The organism is Leucobacter massiliensis (assembly GCF_002982315.1).
In the GTDB taxonomy this organism is placed as follows: domain Bacteria; phylum Actinomycetota; class Actinomycetes; order Actinomycetales; family Microbacteriaceae; genus Leucobacter; species Leucobacter massiliensis.
Window position 1 is genome coordinate 61,766 of the sequence record NZ_MWZD01000015.1, and the last position, 21,850, is coordinate 83,615.

The window sequence follows — 21,850 nt, forward strand, 5'->3', positions numbered from 1 at the left end:
ACATGCCTCACACTCCGCACGCCGCTCGCCCGCACGCCGCCGAGGCGCGTCCCGCCGCGCCCCACGCCGTGGAGCTTCGCGCCCCCGCCGGCGCCCTCCCCATCGGCGCCGAGTGGCGCCCGGTCGCCGGCAGCGGGGACGTCGTCTTCCCCTTCGACGGCAGCCTCGTCGCCCGGGCCCCGCAGAGCGAGGTCGCGGACTCCGCCGTGGCGCTCGACGCCGCCGAGGCCGCGCGGGCCGAGTGCGCGGCGCTCACCACCGCGCAGCGCAAGGCGATCCTGAGCGAGATCGGCCGCCGCATCGCCGCCGAGCGCGAGCGCTTCGAGCAGATCCTGGTCCTCGAGACCGGCAAGCCGCTGCGCGACTGCCGCACCGAGGTCTCGCGCACGCTCGTCACCTTCGAGGCCACCGCCGAGGAGGCCTCGCACGTCACCGGTGAGACGGTGCCCCTCGACCTGCAGGAGCTCGGCCGCGGCATGGTCGGCTACTACACGCGCAAGCCCGCCGGCGTGGTGATCGGCATCGCCGGCTTCAACTACCCGCTGCTGCTCGCCACCCACAAGCTCGCCCCGGCGATCGCCGCGGGCTGCCCCATCATCGTGAAGCCCGCCCCGCAGACGCCGCTCGCCACCATCGAGATGCTGCTGATCGTGCGCGAGGTGCTCGCCGAGCACGGCGTCACCGCCGCAGCCGCGCAGCTCGTGAACGGCGGCCCCGAGGTGGGCGAGCTCCTGGTCCGCGATCCGCGCGCCCAGGTGGTCTCGTTCACCGGCTCGGCGAAGATCGGGCACCTCATCGCCCAGCAGGCCGCGCCGCGCAAGGCGCTGCTCGAACTCGGCTCGAACACCGGCTTCATCGTCGCCGACGACGCCGACGTCGAGGCCGCCGTCGGCGCGGTGCTCGCCGGCGGTTTCTACGCGAACGGGCAGGCGTGCATCTCGGTGCAGCGCATCGTGCTGCAGCGCGGCATCGCCGAGGCGTTCTCGGCGCGGCTCGTGGAGCGGCTGGGGGAGCTGGTGGTGGGGGATCCCCGCGATCCCGGCACGCACCTCGCGCCCGTCATCAACGAGGCCTCGGGGCGCCGGATCCGCGCCGCCGTCGAAGCCGCGCTCGCCGCGGGCGCGGAGCTGCTCGCCCCCTCGCCCGAGGCGCTTGCGGCGGGCGAGGGCCCGGTCGCGGCCGCCGCGCTCCCGCCCGTGGTGCTCGGCTCGGTGCCGCGCGACGCGGAGGTGTGGCGCGAGGAGGTGTTCGGCCCGGTCGTGTGCCTGACCGTGGTCGACTCCGTCGACGAGGCGATCGCGGTGGTGAACGACTCCCGCTACGGCCTGCAGGCCGCGGTCTTCACCGCCTCCCTCGAAACCGCCTTCGCGGCGCTCGACCGCCTGGAGGTCGGGGGCGTCGTGGTGGAGCCGATCGGTCCCTTCGTGCCGGCCGAGGTGCTCGACGGGCTCGTCAACTTCTGGCGCAGCCGCTCCTTCGCCGACTTCGAGGAGCTGAGCGAGGCGGATCGCGCGCACGTGCTGCCCTTCATCGCGGAGTGGTGCCAGGCGGGCGCCGGATTCAGCGCCGCCGAGACGGTGCGCCACCGCGGCTGCGCGGACCGGATGGCGCAGCTCACGCGCGCCGCGACGGAGCCCTTCGATCTGGTGCTCTCGCCGGTCACCCCCGTCGCCGCCTTCGCGGCCGAGGATCCCATGCCGATCACGGATCCGCTGCAGACNTGTGCGGCGCAGATACATTAACGGGATGAAGTACAAGTGAGAAGTTTGCGGACGGGTTGACAGTCGGATTCGATCGGTTGCTTTTTTTTTTTTCCAAGCAGAAGCCGGCATACGAACCCAGCCTCGGTCTCGGGGGCTCGGAGTTGTGTAAAACCCACCCGCAGAAAGCAGCGCAGATGACCACCAGCACCCCCGACTACACCCGCCTCTTCCAGCTCGACGGCCGAACCGTCGTCGTGGTGGGCGCGGGCGGAATCGGCCGCGAGGCGGCCCTCGCGCTCGCCGCGCACGGCGCACGCGTGGTCGTGGCGGATCTGTCGCTGGAGGCTGCCGAGTCGACGGCTGCGGCGATCGCCGAGCGCGGCGGCGTGGCCGAGGCGACCGCGCTGAACGTGCTCGACGACGCCGAGGTGGAGGCGGCAGCCGAACGCTACGCGGACGCGGCGGGGCTCGTCTTCACCGCCGCGATGAACGTGCGCAAGCGCATGGAGGACTACACGATGGACGAGTACGACCGGGTGGTGAACCTCAATCTGCGCTCCTCCTTCCAGCTCATCCGCCACTTCGGGCGCGCCTTCGCCGCGAACGGCGGCGGCTCCATCGTCGGCTTCGCCTCGATCCGGGCGCAGGTCGTGGAGCCCGGCCAGGGCGTCTACGCGGCCACGAAGGCGGGCCTCGTGCAGCTCGCGAAGACGGCCGCCGCCGAGTTCGGGCCGAGCGGCGTGCGTGTCAACGTGGTGGCCCCGGGGATCGTGGAGACGCCACTGACGGCGCAGATCCAGAGCGACGAGGAGTGGGGCCGGGCCTACGCCACGAAGAGCGCCCTGGGTCGCTGGTCGCGCCCCGATGAGCTGGCGGGGGCCGTGGTCTACCTCGTCTCCGACGCGGCGAGCTTCGTGACCGGATCCACGCTCTTCGTCGACGGCGGCTGGACCGCCATCGACGGCCGCTTCACCCCTGTCTCTTTTACACATCCGACGCCGCCGACGATATGCAGTGGGTCGGCGTAGGGGGGCTGCGCGCTCGTTCAAAAATAAAATACAGCCTACGAACGATCAACACCGATTATCGTCGGCGGCGTAAGATGTGTATAAGAAACACCCAGTCGGGCTCGGCGGCGGGTCCGCGCACGGTCTCGAACCAGCGGGCCACGCGCAGCAGGCGGTCGTCGGAGCCGATCCGCCCGGCGATCTGCACGCCGATGGTGCGCCCGTCCGCCTGCACGCCCGCGCCCACCGACACCGCGGGCTGACCCGACATGTTGTAGGGCACCGTGAAGGAGATGTGGCCCATCGTCTGCAGCGGATCCGTGATCGGCATGGGATCCTCGGCCGCGAAGGCGGCGACGGGGGTGACCGGCGAGAGCACCAGATCGAAGGGCTCCGTCGCGGCGCGCGTGAGCTGCGCCATCCGGTCCGCGCAGCCGCGGTGGCGCACCGTCTCGGCGGCGCTGAATCCGGCGCCCGCCTGGCACCACTCCGCGATGAAGGGCAGCACGTGCGCGCGATCCGCCTCGCTCAGCTCCTCGAAGTCGGCGAAGGAGCGGCTGCGCCAGAAGTTGACGAGCCCGTCGAGCACCTCGGCCGGCACGAAGGGACCGATCGGCTCCACCACGGCGCCCGCCGCCTCAAACAGCGCGGCGGCGCGCTCCACCGCGCGGCGGGTCTCCGCCTCCACCGGCAGCCCCGATCCGGCGTCGAGCTGCAGCGCGACCCGCATCCCCTGCGGCGCGAGCGGCTCCGTCGACCACTCCATCGGCGGGTAGGGGCGCGTCAGATAGTCGCGCGGATCGGGGCGCGCCACGATCGACATCAGCCGGATCGCGTCGGCTACGGTGCGGGTGAGGGGACCCGCGGCGCGGCCGGTGTAGGGCACGTCGAGCGGGATCAGGCCCTCGCTCGGCTTGAGCGCCGCGAGCCCCTGCCAGGAGCCGGGGAGGCGGATCGAGCCGCCGATGTCGGTGCCCAGGTGCAGGGGCCCGTAGCCCGCGGCGGCGGCCGTGCCCGCGCCCGCGCTCGAACCGCCAGCCGTGTGCGCCGGGTTGAGGGCGCCGCGCGTGATCCCGTGCAGGCTGGAGACGCCGGAGGAGAGCATCCCCCAGTCGGGCATGGTGGTCGAGCCGACGATCACGGCGCCCGCTTCGAGCAGCCGCTCGGTGGCGGGCGCGTTCGCGGAGGCGATGGGCGGGTTCGGGATCGCGGTGCCCGAGGGCTTCGGCTTCCCGGCGCGCGCGATGTTCTCCTTCACCGTCGCGGGCACCCCGTCGAAGGGGCTCAGCTGGCGGCCCTCCCGCCAGCGCTCGGTCGATTCGGCCGCGTCGGCGCGCACCTCGGCGGCGTCGAACAGGTACAGCGCGTTGAGCTCCGGCTCCCGCGCCTCCACGCGCGCGATCACCGCCTCCGCGACCTCGCTGGGGGTGAGCCGGCCGTCGGCGTAGGCCGCCGCGAGCTCTCCGGCGTCGGCCGCGATGATCTGCTGCTGCTCGGTCACGGGGTGCTCCTTCCGGCGAGCTCCTGCCGCAGGGTGAGGGAGGAGTCGATGAGGCGGCGCGTGTAGGGGTGCGCCGGATTCTGGTAGACGCGTTCGGTGTCGCCGGCCTCGACGATCTCGCCCGACTGCATGACCACCACCGAGTCGCACAGGTGCCGCACCACGCCGAGGTCGTGCGAGACGAACACGAGCGTCAGGCCGTACTCGTCGACGAGATCGGCGAGCAGATTGAGCACCTGCGCGCGCACCGACACGTCCAGCGCGCTCACCGGCTCGTCGGCGACCACCACCTTCGGGCGGCAGATGAGCGCCCGCGCGATCGAGATGCGCTGGCGCTGCCCGCCCGAGAACTGGTGCGGGTAGCGCGCGGCCGACTCTGCAGGCAGGCCCACGGCCTCCAGCATCTCGGCCACCAGGCGCGAGCGCTCTGCGGCGCTCTCGTTGCGGCCGCGCACCAGCAGCGGCTCCGAGATGACCTGCTCCACGGTCATGCGCGGGTCGAGGGAGCCCATCGGATCCTGGAACACGATCTGCAGGTTCTGCCGCAGCTCGCGCAGCTGCGACTCGCGGGCGCCAGCGACCTCGTTCCCGGCGACGACCGCGCTGCCCGAGGTGGGCTGGTCGAGGCCGGCGAGGATGCGCAGCAGCGTCGACTTGCCGGAGCCGGACTCGCCGACCACGCCGAGGCGCCCGCCCTCGGGCACCTCGAAGGAGATGCCCTTCAGCGCCTGCACCTGCGGGGCGGGCTTGAGCAGGCTGGTGCGGCCGCGCGAGTAGGTGCGGACGAGCTCGGAGACGCGGATCACGGGGGCGGATCCCGATCCGGATCCCGATCCCGGCACGGATCCCGGCTTGGATCCCGGCTCGGATCCCGATCCCGGCACGGATCCCGGTCCCGATCCTGCGCCGGATCCCGGCCCGGATTCCGGCCCGGCGGCGCGCCGCTCCGCAGCTCCGCCGTCCTGCTGCTCGGCGTGGCCCGTGCCCGGCGGCACGTACGCGGCCGCGCTCGCAACCGTGAACAGCCGGCCGTTCGCGTCGGTGGCCTCCAGATCGGAGGCGGCGAGCAGCCCGCGCGTGTAGGGGTGCCGTGGGTGCGTGAACACCTGCTCCGTCGGTCCCTCCTCGACGATCTCGCCGCGGTTCATCACGAGCACGCGCGTGCACATGTTCGCCACGACGGCGAGGTCGTGGGTGATGAACAGCAGACCGGTGCCGCGCTCGCGCACGAGCTCGAGGATGAGGTCGAGCACCTGCCGCTGCACGGTGACGTCGAGCGCCGTGGTCGGCTCGTCGCAGAGCAGCAGGCTCGGGTCGTTGGCGAGCGCCATCGCGAGCATGACGCGCTGCCGCTGACCGCCCGAGAGCTGGTGCGGGTAGGCGCGCGCCGCCTCCGCGGGGTTCGGCAGCTGCACGGCGTCGAGCATCTCCACCGCGCGCCGGCGTGCCGCCGCGCGGTTCGGCACGGTGCGGTGCTGCAGCATGATCTCGGCCACCTGATCGCCCGCCCGCATGAGCGGGTTGAGCGCGCTCAGCGGCTCCTGGAACACCATCGCCGCGTCCTTGCCGCGCACCCGCATGAGCTCCCGCTCCGAGGCTTCGAGCAGATTCGGCCCGGTCTCGCCGAGCCGCACCGAGCCGGTGGCCGTGACGCCCTCGGGCAGCAGCCCGAGCAGTGCCGTCGCGGTCATCGACTTGCCGGAGCCCGACTCGCCGATCAGGCCGATGCGCTCGCCCCGGCGCATGTGCAGGGAGAGGTCGTGCACGAGGGGCTTGTCACCGGCGGTGACGCGCAGGTGATCGACGGCGAGGAGCAGCTCGCCGTGCTCCGGGCCCGTGCCACGGGCGGCGGGGGTGGCGGTGTGCGGCGCCGCGGCGCCGCTCGGGGTGGCGTTCATGCGCGGCCTCCGCTGAGCTTGGGGTCGAACCGGTCTCGCAGCCCGTCACCGAGCAGGTTGAAGCCCATCACGGCGATCGCGATGGCCGCACCCGGGAAGATCGCGAGCGTGGGGTGGGTGCCGAGGAACTGCTGCGACTCCTGCAGCATGCGCCCCCACGAGGGCGTCGGCGGCGGCGTGCCGAGGCCGAGGAAGCTGAGCGCCGCCTCCGCGAGCACGGCGAGCGCGAACGCCACCGAGCACTGCACGACCACGATGCCGATGATGTTCGGCAGCACGTGCCGCAGTGCGATGCGGAAGCGCGACTGGCTGGCGGCCCGGGCAGCCAGCACGTACTCGGTGTTCATGACCTGGCGGGTGCCCGAGCGGGCCACGCGCGCGAAGCCCGGGATCGTGGAGATCCCGATCGCGATCATCGCGGAGACCGTGGAGGGGCCGAACACCGCGCCGAACATGATCGCGAGCAGCAGCGCGGGGAAGGCGAGCGCGATGTCCGAGGTGCGCATGATGAGCTCCTCGATCCACCCGCCGCGAATGCCCGCGATGATGCCGAGCGGCGTGCCCAGGAGCAGCGCGATGCCCACCGAGATGAGCCCGACGAACAGCGTGATGCGCGCGCCGACGAGCATCCCCGAGAACAGGTCCCGGCCGTACTTGTCGGTGCCGAAGAGGTGCGCCGCGCTGGGGCCCTGAAGCCGGTCCGCCGGCACGGCCTGCACGGGGTCGTAGGGCGTCCACACGAGCGAGAGGGCGGCGGTGACGACGACGATGCCGACGAGCACCAGGCCGGCGATGAGCGTCGGCGAGAGGCGGCGGCCGCCGCGACGGCGCGGTGCTGCGGGCGCCGAGACGGCCTGCGTGCGCGGCGCCTGGCTCGCGGGGACGGGGTTCTGCGTGGTGTCCATGTCAGGCGCTCTTTCGCATACGCGGGTCGACGATCGTGTAGACGATGTCGATGAGGAGGTTCATGAGCAGCGTGATGGCGACCAGCACCATCACGAGCGACTGCACCGTGAGCAGGTCGCGGTTGCCGACGGCGTCGAGCAGCATCGAGCCGAGGCCCGGGATCACGAACACCCGCTCGATCACGACCGCGCCGATGATGAGCGCCGCGATCTGCACGCCGGTGACGGTGATGACGGGGATCGCGGCGTTGCGCATCCCGTGCTTGAGCAGCGCGCCCGTCTTGCTGAGTCCCTTCGCGCGGGCGGTGCGCAGGTAGTCCTCGCTCATGATCTCGAGGACCGCGCTGCGCACGTAGCGGGTGAGGATCGCGCCCTGCACCGAGGCGAGCGCGAGCACGGGGAGGACGAGGCGGCGCAGGAAGTCGCCGAAGTCCTGCCCGGGCGGCGTCCACCCGCCCGCTGGCAGCCAGCCGAGCTGGATGGAGAAGATCATGACGAGGAGGATGCCGGCGAGGAAGCCGGGGATGGCGACGCCGAACTGGGAGGCGGCTCCGATGGCGACGCCGGAGAAGTTGCGGTGGCGCACGGCCGCGATGGTGCCGAGCGGGATCGCGGCGAGCAGGGCGACCGCCATCGCCGTGAGCACGAGGATGAGGCTGACCTGGAGCCGGTCGATGACGAGCGGGCTGATGTCCTGCCGCGTGACGTAGGAGATCCCGAAGTCACCGCGCAGCAGGCCGCCGACCCAGTCGAAGTACTGCACGGCGAGCGGCCGGTCGGTGCCGAACTGGGCGCGCACCTGCTCGAGCAGCTCGGGGCTCGCGTTGACGCCCAGGGCGACCTGCGCCGGATCGCCGGGGATCAGGCGCATGAACAGGAAGACGACGACGGTCGCCACGAGGAAGGTGACCGCGAATCGCGCGAGATTCACGAGGAGTCGGAGTGCCATGGGGCTCCTAGCTGCTGGCCGGTCCCGGGGGAACGGCCAGCAGCTAGGAGCCCCATGGCACGTGATCGACGTAGATACGGAGTAAGTAAATGACGAAGGATAAGAACTTATGTGTTTTTTTTTTGAAGAAGCAGGGCCCCCCAGGAGCTCCACCCCTGCATGTCGTCGGCAGGGTCAGATGGGGAAAAGGGCCGGGGGCCGGGCGGGCGGTGCGGAACCGAGTGCGGGGCGGGGCGCCGAGACGCCCCGCCCCACCCCGAATCTACTGCCAGCTCAGATCGGTGAGGTCGATCGCCTCGACGATCGCGTTCTCGGGCAGGCCCTGCAGACCGGTCTTGCTGATGACGATGTTGGGGAAGAGGAACAGCACCCCGCTGGCGGCGTCGTCGACGATCTGGCGCTGGATCTTCTCCATGCCCGCGAGGTAGCCCGCCTCGTCGGCGGCGTCGGCCTCGGCGGCGATCGGCGCGATCTTCGAGTTGTCGTAGCCGATGTAGTAGTCGGGGTTGTTGAAGACCGTGAGCGCGTCGCGGGCCTCGACCGCGAGCACGGTGGTCATCTGGTAGTCGTGGTTCGTGAACACCTCGTCGAGCCACACGGCGGGGAACTCGGAGGACTCGATGGTCGCGTTGATGCCGACCTCGGCGAGCTGCGAGACGACGATCTCGGAGACGGCCTGCGCGTAGGGGCGCGTGGGCACCGTGAAGGTGATGTCGAGGTTCTCGGCGCCGGCCTCCTTGAGCAGCTCGCGCGACTTGTCGGGGTCGTAGGCGTAGGTGTCGTTGAGGTCGACGTAGTAGGGCTCGAGCGGCGTGACGTAGGTGGCGGTCAGCGAGCCGTAGCCGTTCCACGCGGTGTCGATGATGGCCTGGCGGTCGAGGGCGTGGAGCACGGCCTGGCGCACCCGCACGTCGTCGAAGGGGGCGACGCGGTTGTTGAGCGACAGCGAGACCTCGCCGCTGGAGGTGCCGGAGACGACGGAGAAGGCGGGATCCTCCTCGAAGGTGCTCACCAGCTCGGGGGCCTGCAGGTTCACGATGGCGTCGACGTCGCCGGTGCGCAGTGCGTTGGTGGTGGCGGTGGCGTCGGCGAAGTACTGCAGGGTGACCTGCTCGACGCCGGGCTTGTCGCCCCAGTAGTCGTCGCGGGTGTCGAGCACGAGGCTCTGGCCCTGGGTCCACGCGGAGACCTCGTAGGGGCCGGTCCCGACGGGGGTGTTGGCGAGGTCGTCGACCCCGGTGGGGGTGAAGATGGCGCCGACGGGGGTGGCGATGTCGAAGAGCCAGGCGTTCGAGGGGCGGCTCAGATGCACGGCGACCTCGGTGTCCGAGACGACCTCGACCTCGTCGACGACGTCCATCTTGCCGGCGAGCGTGGTGGTCCAGTCGCTCTTGACGCGGTCGAAGCTGAACTTCACGTCCTCGGCGGTGAAGGGCTCGCCGTTCGAGAAGGTCACGCCCTCGTTGAGGGTGAAGGTGTAGGTCTTGCGGTCGTCGCTGAGGCTCCAGTCCTTGGCGAGCAGCGGGACGATCTCGCCCTCCTGGTTCACCTCGACGAGGCCCTCGTAGACGTTCGACATGAGCGCCTGCGGGATCGCGGCGCCCGCGGTGGTGGTGAAGTCGAGGTTCACGGGGGCTGCCGTGAGCGCGATCTTCGCGGTGGTGGGGGTGGCTCCGCCGTCGGAGGCTCCGCCGCCGGAGCCGGCGGAGCAGCCCGTGAAGGCGAGGGCGGCGGCGAGCGCCGCGGAGAGGATGAGGGGGGTCTTGCGTCGCATCATTGCTTCCTGTCGCAGTGGCCGAGGGCTCGGCTCGTGGGCGTCGTGGCGCTGCGGGGCGTGGGTCGTGCCCCCGGCCGGGGTCTCGGCGAGGCGAGGGCCGGCGAACGGGATCGCCGTCGCTGGGGTGCTCGTCCCTCTTCCCTGAGAACCTTGGATTAGGATAGATGGTAAGGCCACTGGGTGCAAGCGTCGCCCGGAGCCGCCGACTCGCCCCGGCCCCATAGACTGAGGGCGCCTCTGTCCGCCGTCGCGCACCCGAAGGAGATTCAGCGTTGACCTCCTCGCACCGCTTCACCGCAGCCTCGCCGGTGTACACCTACCAGCGCATCGTCGAGCAGATCGAGGAGGCGATCCTCTCGGGCGAGTTCCCCGTCGGATCCCAGCTGCCGAGCGAGCGTGAGCTGATGGTGCAGTTCGGCGTCAGCCGGCCGACGGTCCGCGAGGCGCTGCGCGTGCTCCAGAGCATGGGCCTGCTCGAACCCCGCCCCGGCACCCGCGGCGGTCCCGTCGTGCTCGCCCCCTCCGCCGACACCCTCGGCAGATCCTTCCGCACCATGCTCGGCACCGCCACGCTGGGCCTCGCCGAGCTCGTGCAGTTCCGGATCGTGCTCGACGGCTCGGCGAGCGAGCTCGCCGCGATCCGGCACGACGCCGAGCAGCTCGGCCGCATGCGCGACGCGATCGAGCGGATGCGCGAGGCGGCCGAACGCGACGCCCCCGACTTCGCCGAGGCCGATCTCTCCTTCCACGAGCGCATCTGGGAGGCGAGCGGCAACCGCATCCTCTCGCTCAGCGGCCAGGCCGTCGCCGGCGCGCTGCGGGAACTGCTGCAGCGGGACGCCGAACGCAGCGGCGGCGACCCCGCGGTGAAGCGCGACTCGGCACGGATCGACGGCGGCCTGTTCGCCGCGATCGAGCGCCGGGACGCCGCCGAGGCGGGCCGCATCGCGCGCGGCGCGATCGCCGACCGCTTCGCGCCGATGCTCGACGACGCCGAGCGAGCCACTCTCGAACGGTTCCTCGGGCGGGACGCGACGCCTTAATATAGTGCGTTGGCGCGGTCGCGCCGGTCACGAACCCCGAAGGAGCCCCGATGGCGCTGCCCTGGAAGCTGCACGGAGACGGCAAGCGCGTCTCCTCCGACGCGATCGTGCTCCCCGAGGAGCGCATGAGCTGGCCCCGCACCATCGGCTTCGGCGCCCAGCACGTCGTCGCCATGTTCGGCGCGACCTTCCTCGTGCCGCTCATCACCGGTTTCAGCCCCACGGCAACGCTGTTCTTCTCGGGCCTCGGCACGCTCCTCTTCCTGCTGCTCACCGGCAACCGCCTGCCCAGCTACCTCGGCTCCTCCTTCGCGTTCATCGCCCCGATCCTGGCGGCGACCGCGGCAGGCCCCGACGGCGACCTCGGCCGCGCCTCCTTCGGGATCCTGTCGATCGGCGTGCTCATGGCGATCGTCGGGCTCGTCGTCCACCGCTTCGGCACGGCGTGGATCAACGCGCTCATGCCGCCCGTGGTGATGGGCGCGATCGTCGCGCTCATCGGCTTCAACCTCGCGCCCGCGGTGAAGAACAACTGGCTGGGCGATCCGGCGAACAACCCCGACGCGGACCAGGCGCTCTCCTCGTGGGTGGCGCTCGCCACGCTTCTCGCGATCCTGCTCATCACGGTCGTGTTCCGCGGGCTCATCGGACGCCTCGCCATCGTGCTCGGCGTCGCCGTCGGCTACGTGATCGCAGCGCTCACCGGGCTCGTGGACTTCGCCGCCGTCGCCGACGCTCCGTGGCTCGGCCTGCCCGGCTTCCACGCGGTCGGCAACCCCTTCGCGGATCCCTCGCTGTGGGGGCTGCTGCCCGCCTTCCTGCCCGTCGTGCTCGTGCTCATCGCCGAGAACGTCGGCCACGTCAAGAGCGTCGGCCTCATGATCGGCCGCGACCTCGACCCCGTGACCGGCCGCGCCCTGCTCGCCGACGGCCTCTCCACGGTGCTCGCCGGCTTCGGCGGCGGCTCGGGCACCACCACCTACGGCGAGAACATCGGCGTGATGGCCGCGACCCGCGTCTACTCGACCGCCGCCTACTGGGTGGCGGGCGCCATCGCGATCCTGCTCAGCTTCTCACCCAAGGTCGGCGCGCTCATCTTCTCGGTGCCGCCCGCGGTGCTCGGCGGCGTCACCGTCGCGCTCTACGGCCTCATCGGCCTCATCGGCGTGAAGATCTGGATCGACAACCGCGTCGACTTCTCCAAGCCGATCAACCAGTTCTCGGCGGCGGTGCCGCTGATCGTCGGCATCGCCGACTTCGGCCTGCAACTCGGCTCCGACGGCCACCCGGTCGTCTTCAACGGCATCGCCCTCGGCTCGCTCGCCGCCATCGGCGTCTACCACCTGATGAGCGGCCTCGCGCGGCTGCGCGGCGGGCGCGTCGAGCTCGCCGATCCCGTGGTGACGGCGGCGAACGGGGAAGAGGCGGCGCAGACGCGGCGCTGAGCCGCCTCGGCATCGCGCCGCCCACCCGATCCGCGTTTCGCGCTGGAACGCCAGTGCCAAGAAACACCGCACCGATTGCGGGAATTCCCCGCCGCGCCGCTTAGGGTGGCGGTGTGTGGAGTGTTGATCGGCGACGGCGGCCAGAAAAGGACCGCGGCGAGAACGGTACCGGGGAGGCGCCCGTCTCGGGGGAGCAGCCCCGGAGCGAGGGCGCCCTCGCCACCGCGCCCGATCCCGCCCCCGCTCCCCGGGAGGACGCCGCCGCGGCCCCCGATCTCGCCGCGCAGCTCGCCGGGCCCGTGACCCTCGTGGACAGCTTCGCGGACGAGCACGCCGACTGGCGGCGTGAGCTCGCGGGCATCGGCGGCCGCAACCCGCTGCTGCACTTCGACGACCGGCCCGCCAACCGCATCGAGCTCTCCACCACGCACCCAGGCGGCCTGCCCCAGTTCATCACGGGCAACAAGATCCTGCTCTCCGCGCTGATCCGCGACGACCTCGCGCTGCGCCACGCCCGCGCCGCCGCCGGCCGCGTCACCGACAAGGCGATCGAGATGCGCACGGTGCGCGGGCTTGAGACCGTCAACCTCGGCATCGGCATCGCCAAGTGGAGCTTCGAGGGCGAGGACTTCTGCGCGCCGGTGCTGCTGCGCCCGCTCGCGATCCGCCGCTATGGCCGCGACTTCGAGCTGAAGCTCAAGCAGTTCCCCGTCGTCAACTCCGAGCTGATCCGGGTGCTGCGCGCCCAGTTCGGGATCACGCTCGACGCGCGCGTGCTCATCGAGCTCTCGCAGTCGGAGGGCGTGTTCAAGCCGCAGCCCGTGATCGACCGCCTGCGGCAGATGGTCGCCGGCGTGCCCGGCTTCGTCGTGCAGCCGCGGCTCGTCGTCTCCTCCTTCCACAACGTGTCCCAGCGCATGGCGTCCGACGCGAAGGACCTCGACGTTCCGATCCTCGCCGCCGTCTGCGGCAACGAGCCGGCCAAGCGCCGCCTCGCCGAGAGCTACCGGCCGGTGAGCCCCACCCCGCCCGACGAGCGCTCACCCGACACGGACCGCTGCCTCTACGACGCCGACGCCGAGCAGGACGACGTGCTCGCCCAGATCGACGCCGGCCACTCCCTCGTCGTCCACACGCTCCCCGGCACGGGCGGCACTCAGACCGTCGTCAACGCGATCGGCAACCTCGTGCGCGCCGGCAAGCGCGTGCTCGTGGTCTCACCGCGCCGCGCCACCCTCGACGGCATCACCCACCGCCTGTCGCGGGCCGGCCTCGCGGGCCTCGCGGTCAGCCCGCGGCGCCTCCGTCGCAACCTCGTCGAGGCGATCAGCCGCAACGAGAACGCCAGGCCCGAGCAGCTGCGCGACGTCGACGAGGCGCTGACGCGCCTGCGCGGCGCCCTCCTCGACTACCAGCGCGCCCTCACCGAGCCCGACCCCACCTTCGGGGTCTCCCCGCTCGACGCCCTGCGCCGCCTCACCGTGCTCGCGCTCGGCGAGCGCCCCCCGAGCACCACCGTGCGGCTCGACGAGCAGGCGCTCGGCCAGCTCACCCTCGACCGCAGCTCCGTCGCGGAGGCGCTCACCGAGGTCGCCCGGCTCGGCCAGTTCCAGTACGGCCCCGAGGACTCGCCGTGGTACGGCGTCGACTTCGCGACCACGGAGGAGGCCCGCTCGGCGTACGCGCTCGCGGTGGACCTCGCAGAGTCCCAGCTGCCGCGGCTCGTGTCGATGGCGAACGAGGTCGTCAGCCAGACCTCCATGCGCCCCTACGAGACGATCGCCGAGCTCGGCGTGTACCTCCGGCTGCTCATGGGGATCCGCGACACCCTCGACCGCTTCACCCCCGAGGTCTACGACCGCTCCCTCACCGAGGTGATCGCCGCCCACGCGCCGCGCGGCTCGGACGAGATGTCCGCCGCCAACAAGCGCCGCCTGCGCAAGCTGGCCCGCGAATACGTGCGGCCCGGCGTCCACATCGGCGACATGTACTCGCGGCTCGTGCAGATCCAGCAGCAGCGGGTGCTGTGGCAGCGCTACACCACCGTGGTGGGGGCGCGGCCCGAGGTGCCGCTGGGGATCGCGGACGTGGTGGTGGCCTTCCAGTCCGCCTACCAGGATCTCGACCAGCTCGACCGCGTGCTCGGCGTCCACGGCGACGCGGAGCGGCTCAAGAACCTCTCCCTCGCGCGGCTCGCCGGCCGGGTCTCCGAGCTGGCGCGCGAGTCGGAGGTGCTGCAGAACATCCAGGAGCGGACCGCGATCGTCGAGCGCCTGCGCGCCGCGCACCTCGAACCGCTGCTCGACGACCTCTCCGCGCGGCACGTGCCGGCGGAGGACGTCGCGGACGAACTCGAACTGGCCTGGTGGCAGTCCGCGCTGGAGCGCATGCTGCAGACGAACCCCGCGCTGCTCAGCGCCAACACGAGCGTCATCGAGCGCCTCGAAGCCGACTTCCGCCTCGTCGACGACGCGCACTGCGGCGCGAACGGCGCCCTGCTCGCCTCCTCGCTCGCGGACGCCTGGCGCGTGGCCGTGCTCGACCACAAGCAGGAGGCGCTCGCCATGCGGGAGGCGCTGCGCGGCGGCTACGTGTCCGTGGCGGCGCTCGCGCAGCGCGCCCCCACGCTGCTGCACACGCTCGCCCCGGTGTGGACGATGTCGCCCTACGAGGTCGCCCAGCTGCCCGACGGGATGCGCTTCGACGCTGCGCTGCTCGTCGACGCGGGCGCCACGACCCTTGCCGAGAACCTGAGCGCGATCCGTCGCGCCGAGCAGGTGGTCGCCTTCGGCGACACGATGACGCAGACCCCCTCCCGCTTCGAGATCTCGGTGGGGGCGCCCGCGGAGGAGGACGCGCCGGGCGAGGAGGAGGCTGAGCGCCTGCACCAGAGCTCCGCCTTCGCGCAGCTCGGCCGGGTACTGCCCACGCTCGCCCTGACGCGCAGCTACCGGGCCGGCGGGGAGGACCTCACCGACCTCGTCAACACCCGCTTCTACGGCGGCGCGATCCAGTCGCTGCCGTGGGCGGGCAGCTTCCTCGGGCACTCGAGCCTCACCTACGAGTTCGTGCACGGCGGCCAGGGCCTGCCCGACCAGCACACGGGCGCGGTGGAGAGCACCGATGCCGAGGTCGAGCGGGTCGTGCAGCTGGTGCTGGAGCACGCGAGCGAGCGCATCTCGGAGTCGCTGATGGTGATCACCGCCAGCGAACGGCACGCGGTGCGCGTGTATCAGGCGGTGCTGCAGGCGTTCTCGAAGTTCCCGCAGTACCGAGAATTCCTGCTCGGGGAGCGCGCGGAGCCGTTCGCGGTGCTCACCCTGGAACAGGCGACCGCGCAGAGCCGCGACCGCGTGATCTTCTCCATCGGCTACGGGCGCACCCCGCACGGGCGCGTGCTCTCCAACTTCGGCGCGCTCGGCAGGCCGGGCGGCGAGCGGCTGCTCGCGGTCGCGATGACCCGCGCGCGCCGCGCGATGACGATCGTCAGCTGCTTCAAGCCCGAGGATCTCGACACGGCGCGCATCAAGCACGGCGTGGTGGAGCTCGCGGAGCTGCTCGCCTTCGAGCATCCGCAGCCGCAGCCCGCCGCCCTGCCCGCCGAGCGGGACCCCATGCTCGGGGAGCTGGCCGACCGGCTCCGGGATCTGGGTCTCACCGTCGCGATCGACTACCGCGGCGCGATCCCGCTCGCGGCGTCCCTCGGGGAGCGGGCCATCGCGGTCGACCTCGACTTCGGGACCGTGGGCGGCGAGAGCCTGCGCGACACGCTCCGCCTGCGGCCCGCGGTGCTGCGCCGGCTGGGCTGGCACTACCACCGCGTGCAGAGCTTCGACCTCTTCGCGGATCCGGCGGAGGTGGCGCTGCGCATCGCGCGCATCGTCGGCTACGACCCCGAGGGCGGCGCGGCGGCGTGACGGCTGAGCGGCGGCCTGCGGGCGAGCGCGCCGCGGGCGGGGAAGGTGCTCGGGATCGGGATCCCGGGCTCATCGCGGGGGATCGCTCCCGCGCGGAGAGCCGTCGCCCGCGACGGGTGAGCCGTCCGGCACCTGCCGGCAGCGATCCCGAACCCTACGATCCGCCGGCACAGCGGCGACCCGAGGGCGAGAACGACGCGCGCCTCGCCGCGGACCGCCCGCCGCACTGGGGCTGAGCCGGGTCGGAGCCGCGCGTGCCGGGTGCACCGTGCCGGGGTGTGCGGGGCGGGGTGCGCCCTTCCGTGCGCTCCGGCCGGGAGCCGGTTCAGGCCGCGGAGGCGGATCCCGAGCCGCCGGATCCCGACGAACCCGATCCCGATGAACCCGATCCCGAGCCGCCCGAAGCCGAGGACCCGGACCCCGAATCCCCGGATCCGGAACCCTTCGATCCCGAACCCTTCGATCCCGAACCCGATCCGCCCGCGCGCGAGTCGGTGCGGTAGAAGCCCGATCCATTGAAGGTGAGGCCCAGCGAACCGAACACCTTGCGCAGCTTCCCGCCGCACTCGGGGCAGACGGTCAGCGCGTCGTCCGAGAAAGCCTGGTAGATGTCGAAGGCGTGGCCGCAGTCGGCGCAGCGGTAGGCATAGGTAGGCACGGATCCCGATTCTACCCGCTCCCGAAGCGCAGGATGCGCTCCGGCGTCACCGCCCCGTCCACCGGCGCATCGTGCGGGTCGCGCGGCAGCCCGGGCCGCCCCGGCACGACATCCGCATCGAACACGAGCGCGAACACCGGCGGCCGCTGCTCCCGCGAGGCGAGAAAACGGTCGAAGTAGCCGCCTCCCCAGCCCAGCCGCGTGCCCCGCTCATCGACCGCGCAGGCCGGCACGAGCATCAGCTCGACGCGGGCCAGTTCCTCTGAGGTGGCCGGGACGCCCACGGGCTCCAGGATCCCGAGCGGCCCGGGGCGCAGCTCGCCCGAGGCGCGGATCCAGTCCATGCCCCGCTCCTCCCGGATCACCGGCAGCAGCACCTCCAGCGCCTCCCGCTCCGCCCACTGGAGGAAGCCCCAGGTCGCGGGCTCGTCGGGCAGCGAGGCGTAGCAGGTGACGCTGCGGGCGCCCGTCTCCGCGACGAGCTCCCCGAGGCGCTGCGCCAGCAGCGCCCCGGCCGCCGAACGGGCATCCTCGCTCATGGCGCGACGGCGCGCCCGCACGAGCGCACGCACCCGCCGCTTCTCGTCCTCGCTGCCGCCGCGGGGCTCGCGGGAGCCGCCCGAACCCCCGGAGGCGCACAACGCTTCGCTCATGGTCCCTACGGTACCCGCAGACTTTGTGGGCCCGCAGCCGCGGGATATGGTGGTCTGCATGACAGCTTCAGAGCGCGTGCACGGTTCGGTGACGAAGGCGGTCGTGCCGGCGGCGGGGCTCGGGACCCGCTTCCTCCCGGCAACCAAGGCCATGCCGAAGGAGATGCTGCCCATCGTCGACAAGCCCGCCATCCAGTACGTGGTGGAGGAGGCCGTCGCCGCAGGCCTCGACGACGTGCTCGTCATCACGGGCCGCAACAAGGGCAACCTCTCCAACCACTTCGACAGCGTGCCGGAGCTCGAGGAGACGCTCAAGCGCAAGGGTGACGAGGGCAAGCTGGCCAAGGTGCGCGAGTCGAGCCAGCTCGCCGAGATCCACTTCCTGCGCCAGGGCCAGCCCCTCGGCCTCGGCCACGCCGTCGCCTGCGCGCGCCGGCACGTCGGCCGCGAGTCGTTCGCGGTGCTGCTCGGCGACGACCTCATCGATGCGCGCGATCCGCTGCTCGACCGCATGGTCGCCGAGCACGACGCCCGCGGCGCCACCGTCATCGCCCTGATGGAGGTGCCGCGCGAGTCCATCCACCTCTACGGCTGCGCGGCGGTCGAGCCCACCGACGACCCCGACGTGGTGCGCGTCACCGGCCTCGTGGAGAAGCCCGCCGCCGAGGAGGCGCCCTCCAACCTCGCCGTGATCGGCCGCTACGTGCTGCGGCCCGAGATCTTCGGCCTGCTCGACGAGCTGCCCCCCGGCCGCGGCGGCGAGATCCAGCTCACCGACGCGCTCAACATCCTCGCCGAGGGCGGCGGGGAAGGACCGGTCTACGGCGTCGTCTTCCGGGGCCGCCGCTACGACACGGGCGACCGGGCCGACTGGATCAAGGCGAATGTGCTGCTCGGCGTCGACCACGAGGAGCTCGGTCCCGAGATCCGCTCCTGGATCCTCGACTTCGCGGATCGTCTGCAGGCACCCGCCGAGAACGACTGAGCCGTGGCCCCGCTCGGCCGCCCCATCGAGGAGCCCGAAGCCCTGAGGCACGGGCGAGTCGGCCTGCGGGTGGTGCGGATGGGTGACGCCGAAGCGCTGCGCGCGCTGCTGCAGCGCAACCGCGACTGGCTGCGGCGCTGGGAGGCGACGCACCCGGGCGGCGGCGGAGCCGAACCCGGTTCCCGCTCGATGCGCCCCACCGTGCGCCTGCTGCGACGGCAGCTGCGGCAGGGGACGGGCGTCCCCTTCGTGATGCTCTACGACGAGGAGCTCGTGGGGCAGCTGAGCGTTTCGGAGGTGAGCGGTGGCGCGCTGCAGTCCGCGCAGATCGGGTACTGGGTGTCGGAGCACGCCGCAGGCCGCGGCATCACGCCGGCCGCCGTGGCGCTCGCCACCGACTATCTGCTGGACGATCTCGGGCTGCACCGGGTCGAGATCTGCATCCGCCCCGAGAACTCCGCCTCGCTGCGGGTCGTGGAGAAGCTCGGGCTGCGCTACGAGGGGCGCCGCGCCGCCTACATCCACATCGACGGCGCGTGGCGGGATCACGAGTGCTTCGCCGTGACCCGCGAGGATGTGCCCGAGGGGCTCGCCGCCCGGCTGTCCCGGGAGTGAGACGGCGGGGCCTCCGCGCACACCGCGCGCGGATCGCGGCGCCACGCGGCGCGGCGGGAGGCGGGAAGCGGCTCCACGTCGTACAGTGATCCCCATGACGGGCGGCGTGCTGGGCGGGGGAGTGATCTTCGTGGTGGCCGCGCTGCTGTGGGCGGCGGTGCTCGTGCCGGCCTGGATCCGGCGACGCGAGTTCCGTGCCGCGGAACGCAACGCCGCGCGCCTGCAGCGCACCCTCCGGGTGCTGGCGGAGACCGCCGAGGTCCCCCGCGAGGTGCACGTGGAGGCGACGGCGCGGGAGGCGCTCGCGCACGAGCGGCTGCTGCGCACCGCGCAGAAGCGGCAGGAGGCCGAGCGCGAGGCGGAGCTGGCCGAGGCGCGGGCGGTGCAGGCTCAGGCCGAGGTGCAGGCCCAGCTGGCGCGGCGACGCGAGATCGTGGCGCGGCGCGCTGCACGGCTGCGCCGGCCCGCCGTCCGCCGGCTGCGCGCGCTTGCGGCGCTCGCCGCGCTCGTCGGACTGCTCGGCGTGCTCGTGGGGGCGGGGATCGCGCTCGCCGGCAGCGGCGCGGCCGTGCTGGTCTGGGGCGCCCTGATCTCGGCCACGGCGGTCGGCGGGCTCGTGCTGATGGCGCCCGGGCGCGCCCGGCTCGACGCGCAGCCGGCGGCGCGTGCTCGCGCGGAGGCTGCCGAGCCGTTCGTCGACACCGCAGAGCGGGCGGAGCTGCTGGACGAGACGGACGCGGAGCGGGCCGCCGAGGCCCATGCCGCGGCGCAGCGCGCGGCGGCCGAGCGGATCGAGCGGGCCCGTGCGCTCGCGCGGGCGCGGGCCGAGCGCCCGCCCGCCCGCGAGAACCAGCCCGATTCGATGCTGCTGCGCGAGGCGCGCGAGCAGGTGGCGCGGGACCGGGCGGGCGCCGCTCAGGCTCCGGCTGCTTCCGCTCCCGCTCCCGCGATGCTCGATGCCGCTGTGAGCTCCGCGTCGGGGCCCGCGTCGGGACACGCAGAGTCCGCCTCCGCGGCGGCGGCCGCGGCGGCCGCGAGAAACGTGCCGTCCGCGACTCCCGGCCTGGAGGCCGGCAACCGCGACTCCGCCGGGCCGGTCGTGTCGCGCCGTGCCCCTGCGCAGTCGCTCACCCCGCAGCAGCGCGCCGCCCGCGAGCGGCTGCGCCAGATGGGCGTGATCGGCGACACGAGCCAGGGCATGCCCGACCTCGACGCCGCGCTGCGCCGCCGCCGCAACGCCAGCTGAGCGGCTCCGTCACGCCCGCAGCGCCCTGCTGGGAGACCGGTGGCCGATTTCGTCTCGGGGGATCGCTACGCCTCGATCCGAGGGTGTCGAGATGGGCGGTGGCCATCAGGCCACGGGGCGAAGCTGCAAGGTGCCCGTCTGAGCGGCAGACATGAGTCCGCGCCTGTACCCGCGTGGCGCGCGTGCGGTGTTCCGGCGGGGTATAACAGAGAGATGAAGTCGATGTCGGGGGCCGCGTACGGAGGGTCTCTCGTGCTCACCGGTGTCGCCGGCTTCGTTGACGCGATCGGCTTCATTCTCTCCGGCGGGTTGTTTGTCTCGTTCATGAGCGGGAACTCGACCCAGGCGGGCGTGGAGTTGACCCGAGGCGATGCTGAAACGGCGGTGCTGGCTCTCGGCCTCGTCGGAGCGTTTGTCGGCGGGGTCGTGCTGGGGCGGCTGCTGACGTTGCGCTTTCCGGGGCGCGGCGTCGGGGGCCGGATCATCACCATCGCCTTCGGGCTCGGCGCTGCAACCGGCGCTGTGGCGCTCTGGCCCACCGCGGGCGTCCCGCTGGTGGGTCTCGCAGTCGTGATGGGGGCAATGAACACGCTGTTCGTGGTGGACGGGCGAGCTCGGATCGCATTGACCTATGCAACCGGGACGCTCGTGAGCCTCGGGCTCAGTGTCGCGGAGCGCATGAGCGGGAGCCGCAGCAGCAGCTGGGTCCGTCCGTTGTTGCTGTGGGGAGCGATCAGCGGTGGGGCTGTGGTCGGGGCGATGAGCTGGCGCTTGTGCGGGCTGTGGTCGCTCGTGATCGCATCGCTCACGCTTCTCCTGCTCGGCGCCGCGCAGGTGCTGCGCACTCGACGTCGTCGCGTGACCTGACTTGGGGGCGAGATCAGCGCCACGTCGGCACCGGGCTGCTGGGCCTCGTACCAGGCAACCGCAGCCTCGAGCTCCGCGACAGCCTCGGCGTGAGCGCATCTTGCGCCTCGTGGGCGAACCGCTCGGCGAGACGAGGTTCCCGGTCTGCGTACCAGACCGCGGCTTCGTATGCTTCGCGGCGAGCCTCGGGATGCTCTCGTCGCGGCAGACTCATACGCCTCGACGATCAGCGATCATCCGGCGGATCATCGCGAACGTCTCGTCGCTGTCGACGAGTTCCACCTCGCCGTTCACGATCTCGGAGACGCGGCGGTCGATCTCCTGATCCCACGCGGCGTCGACTTCAGCCTGTTCGGTATCATCGAGCTGCTGGAGGGCAAGCGCTGCGATCTCGCGCTCATCAGGATCGAGGCGCTTGCCCGCCTCGATGTAGTCCGCCAGCTTAGGAGTCATAGGATCAGTGTACTTGCCCGCTCTGAACGCTGACCAGATCCGAAGTGGTCCGCGAGCGTCTTGACCTCAGACGAGTTCCAGCGCCCACGCGGCGGCATTCCGAGTCACGACTCATGCCCGCGTTGAACTTGTTAACTTTCTTCGAAGCGGTCAGCACCGAGCCAGTATCCTCAATGTATTTCTTGAGCATCGAATCAAGTGCCTCGTACGAATCAGACTCCTGAGGAG

General features: G+C 72.2%; 17 protein-coding genes. 9 read left to right on the forward strand and 8 right to left on the reverse strand.

The features are described 5' to 3' along the window. Positions 1-2 precede the first annotated feature (2 nt). Together B4915_RS05655 and B4915_RS05660 are read left to right on the forward strand one after the other, a co-directional pair. Positions 3-1,742 (forward strand): aldehyde dehydrogenase family protein, encoded by a 1,740-nt coding sequence (locus B4915_RS05655; protein ID WP_245907358.1) that lies wholly within the window; start codon positions 3-5, stop codon positions 1,740-1,742. A gap of 155 nt (positions 1,743-1,897) precedes the next feature. Then, positions 1,898-2,731, forward strand: coding sequence for an SDR family NAD(P)-dependent oxidoreductase (locus B4915_RS05660; RefSeq protein ID WP_105804871.1), 834 nt, complete (start codon positions 1,898-1,900; stop codon positions 2,729-2,731). 55 nt (positions 2,732-2,786) lie between these two features. On the opposite strand, the gene B4915_RS05665 is transcribed toward B4915_RS05660, so the two are convergent. The 5 genes from B4915_RS05665 to B4915_RS05685 all read right to left on the reverse strand — a co-directional run bounded on the left by B4915_RS05665 (position 2,787) and on the right by B4915_RS05685 (position 9,740). Then, positions 2,787-4,211: an amidase gene (locus tag B4915_RS05665; RefSeq protein ID WP_105804872.1), complete on the reverse strand. Its 1,425-nt coding sequence runs from the start codon at positions 4,209-4,211 to the stop codon at positions 2,787-2,789. After that, on the reverse strand, positions 4,208-6,109 hold the full coding sequence (locus tag B4915_RS05670; protein WP_105804873.1) for a dipeptide ABC transporter ATP-binding protein: 1,902 nt from the start codon (positions 6,107-6,109) through the stop codon (positions 4,208-4,210). Before B4915_RS05670 ends, B4915_RS05665 begins: the two co-directional genes overlap by 4 nt. Continuing rightward, the gene (locus B4915_RS05675; RefSeq protein WP_181158468.1) at positions 6,106-7,014 is read right to left on the reverse strand and encodes an ABC transporter permease; all 909 of its coding nucleotides are present in this window, start codon (positions 7,012-7,014) and stop codon (positions 6,106-6,108) included. Before B4915_RS05675 ends, B4915_RS05670 begins: the two co-directional genes overlap by 4 nt. Before the next feature lies 1 nt (position 7,015). Further along, a complete protein-coding gene (locus tag B4915_RS05680; protein ID WP_105804874.1) occupies positions 7,016-7,963 on the reverse strand; it encodes an ABC transporter permease in 948 nt (315 codons plus the stop codon). Positions 7,964-8,225: 262 nt separating this feature from the next. After that, positions 8,226-9,740 (reverse strand): ABC transporter substrate-binding protein, encoded by a 1,515-nt coding sequence (locus B4915_RS05685; RefSeq protein ID WP_105804875.1) that lies wholly within the window; start codon positions 9,738-9,740, stop codon positions 8,226-8,228. Between the two features lie 272 nt (positions 9,741-10,012). On the opposite strand from B4915_RS05685, the gene B4915_RS05690 reads away from it, so the two are divergent. From B4915_RS05690 to B4915_RS05700, 3 genes are all read left to right on the forward strand, one after another. After that, complete coding sequence (locus tag B4915_RS05690) at positions 10,013-10,783, forward strand: FadR/GntR family transcriptional regulator (RefSeq protein WP_105804876.1); 771 nt, start codon at positions 10,013-10,015, stop codon at positions 10,781-10,783. A 50-nt stretch (positions 10,784-10,833) separates the two neighbouring features. Continuing rightward, positions 10,834-12,228 (forward strand): uracil-xanthine permease family protein, encoded by a 1,395-nt coding sequence (locus B4915_RS05695; RefSeq protein WP_105804877.1) that lies wholly within the window; start codon positions 10,834-10,836, stop codon positions 12,226-12,228. Positions 12,229-12,341: 113 nt separating this feature from the next. Next, the gene (locus tag B4915_RS05700; RefSeq protein ID WP_245907359.1) at positions 12,342-16,145 is read left to right on the forward strand and encodes an AAA family ATPase; all 3,804 of its coding nucleotides are present in this window, start codon (positions 12,342-12,344) and stop codon (positions 16,143-16,145) included. Positions 16,146-16,470: 325 nt separating this feature from the next. Here the strand turns inward: B4915_RS05700 and B4915_RS05710 are convergent, their stop codons facing one another. Continuing rightward, on the reverse strand, positions 16,471-16,803 hold the full coding sequence (locus B4915_RS05710; RefSeq protein WP_105804879.1) for an FmdB family zinc ribbon protein: 333 nt from the start codon (positions 16,801-16,803) through the stop codon (positions 16,471-16,473). An 11-nt stretch (positions 16,804-16,814) separates the two neighbouring features. Next, positions 16,815-17,456, reverse strand: coding sequence for a 5-formyltetrahydrofolate cyclo-ligase (locus B4915_RS05715; protein WP_105804880.1), 642 nt, complete (start codon positions 17,454-17,456; stop codon positions 16,815-16,817). Positions 17,457-17,514: 58 nt separating this feature from the next. Between B4915_RS05715 and galU the strand changes: the two genes are divergently transcribed. The 4 genes from galU (at position 17,515) to B4915_RS05735 (ending at position 21,169) form a co-directional block, all read left to right on the forward strand. Next, positions 17,515-18,441, forward strand: coding sequence for a UTP--glucose-1-phosphate uridylyltransferase GalU (gene galU / locus B4915_RS05720; protein ID WP_105804926.1), 927 nt, complete (start codon positions 17,515-17,517; stop codon positions 18,439-18,441). 3 nt (positions 18,442-18,444) lie between these two features. Then, complete coding sequence (locus tag B4915_RS05725) at positions 18,445-19,056, forward strand: GNAT family N-acetyltransferase (RefSeq protein ID WP_281258198.1); 612 nt, start codon at positions 18,445-18,447, stop codon at positions 19,054-19,056. Positions 19,057-19,150: 94 nt separating this feature from the next. After that, positions 19,151-20,302: a hypothetical protein gene (locus B4915_RS05730; RefSeq protein WP_105804881.1), complete on the forward strand. Its 1,152-nt coding sequence runs from the start codon at positions 19,151-19,153 to the stop codon at positions 20,300-20,302. Positions 20,303-20,554: 252 nt separating this feature from the next. After that, positions 20,555-21,169 carry a YoaK family protein gene (locus B4915_RS05735; protein ID WP_245907360.1) on the forward strand — a complete coding sequence of 205 codons (615 nt, stop codon included), beginning with the start codon at positions 20,555-20,557 and terminating at the stop codon, positions 21,167-21,169. A 210-nt stretch (positions 21,170-21,379) separates the two neighbouring features. Here B4915_RS05735 and B4915_RS05740 read toward each other — a convergent pair whose 3' ends face one another. Then, a complete protein-coding gene (locus B4915_RS05740) occupies positions 21,380-21,622 on the reverse strand; it encodes an addiction module protein (protein ID WP_105804883.1) in 243 nt (80 codons plus the stop codon). Positions 21,623-21,850 lie beyond the last annotated feature (228 nt).

Bases quoted from the DNA above. Each gene is read 5' to 3' on its own strand.
- B4915_RS05660 (WP_105804871.1), top strand. From the start codon at position 1,898: ATGACCACCAGCACCCCCGACTACACCCGCCTCTTCCAGCTCGACGGC.
- B4915_RS05670 (WP_105804873.1), bottom strand. From the start codon at position 6,109: ATGAACGCCACCCCGAGCGGCGCCGCGGCGCCGCACACCGCCACCCCC.
- B4915_RS05675 (WP_181158468.1), bottom strand. From the start codon at position 7,014: ATGGACACCACGCAGAACCCCGTCCCCGCGAGCCAGGCGCCGCGCACG.
- B4915_RS05680 (WP_105804874.1), bottom strand. From the start codon at position 7,963: ATGGCACTCCGACTCCTCGTGAATCTCGCGCGATTCGCGGTCACCTTC.
- B4915_RS05685 (WP_105804875.1), bottom strand. From the start codon at position 9,740: ATGATGCGACGCAAGACCCCCCTCATCCTCTCCGCGGCGCTCGCCGCC.
- B4915_RS05695 (WP_105804877.1), top strand. From the start codon at position 10,834: ATGGCGCTGCCCTGGAAGCTGCACGGAGACGGCAAGCGCGTCTCCTCC.
- B4915_RS05715 (WP_105804880.1), bottom strand. From the start codon at position 17,456: ATGAGCGAAGCGTTGTGCGCCTCCGGGGGTTCGGGCGGCTCCCGCGAG.
- galU (WP_105804926.1), top strand. From the start codon at position 17,515: ATGACAGCTTCAGAGCGCGTGCACGGTTCGGTGACGAAGGCGGTCGTG.
- B4915_RS05730 (WP_105804881.1), top strand. From the start codon at position 19,151: ATGACGGGCGGCGTGCTGGGCGGGGGAGTGATCTTCGTGGTGGCCGCG.
- B4915_RS05740 (WP_105804883.1), bottom strand. From the start codon at position 21,622: ATGACTCCTAAGCTGGCGGACTACATCGAGGCGGGCAAGCGCCTCGAT.